1 pseudogene is annotated in these 397 nt (G+C 70.8%); it reads right to left on the minus strand.

Annotated elements, in window-relative coordinates:
• Positions 1–268: pseudogene (locus GVL52_RS29980) on the minus strand (hypothetical protein); the annotation flags it as partial.
• Positions 269–397: the final 129 nt, after the last annotated feature.

Raw genomic sequence — 397 nt, forward strand, 5'->3', positions numbered from 1 at the left:
GGGTGGGCAGGTGGCGATCCACGGCCAGTGCCAGCAGGCGCCTGGTCTGCGGCAGCCAGGGATGCTCGGCGTCGTCCCGGGCCCCCATCCCGCCGCCCAGGACCACTAGGCCCTCGAAGGTGCCCAGGTCCGCAGGGAGCTGATCGCCGCGGTAGGGGCGGTTCAGATGCATGGTGAGTCCCGCGCGGGAGAGCACATCGGCCAGCAGGCCCGGCGGGCAGTCGGCCTCGTTCTCGATCACCAGGACATCGGAGGGATGAGCGTCCATGGGCCTTTCCTACCAGAGCCCGAGCCGGGCCGTGTCACATTCGGCCACACTCCTTCGCCCCGGGGCGTGCCCGGTGATGGACTGCGGGAGTCGCGATCGGCGACCACCACGCAGGGCCACCTCATAAGG

Source organism: Rhizobium sp. 18055 (assembly GCF_902706285.1).
Lineage (GTDB): Bacteria > Pseudomonadota > Alphaproteobacteria > Rhizobiales > Rhizobiaceae > Rhizobium.